The sequence below is a fragment of the Stenotrophomonas sp. GbtcB23 genome (genome assembly GCF_019091045.1).
Classification (GTDB): domain Bacteria; phylum Pseudomonadota; class Gammaproteobacteria; order Xanthomonadales; family Xanthomonadaceae; genus Stenotrophomonas; species Stenotrophomonas rhizophila_A.
In genome coordinates, this window is sequence record NZ_JAGXKC010000550.1 from 1 (window position 1) to 250 (window position 250).

Genomic DNA, 250 nt, shown 5'->3' on the forward strand with positions numbered 1-250 from the left:
TGCGCGCGCTGGCCTACGACGAAAGTCTTCGCGCCTATGAAGACTGGGATTTCTACCAGCGTGCATTGGATCAGGGCAGCCGTTTTCTTGTGACTGCAGATGTCAACTTCCTTTACCGGCGTCGTTCGGAATCGATGATCCATTCTCCTGAAATGCGCAATCGTCACGCGCAATTGATGGCGGAAATGACCGGAAGGGGTCTGCTTTCGCGCAAGCGCATTGAGGTCGCGCGCCAATCGCTTCAGGGAAT

Annotated in this window: 1 protein-coding gene; it reads left to right on the forward strand. The window is 55.2% G+C overall.

Annotated features, from left to right (window positions below):
• A partial coding sequence (locus KVS69_RS20070) for a hypothetical protein (RefSeq protein WP_217539984.1) occupies positions 1-250 on the forward strand: 250 nt, incomplete at both ends.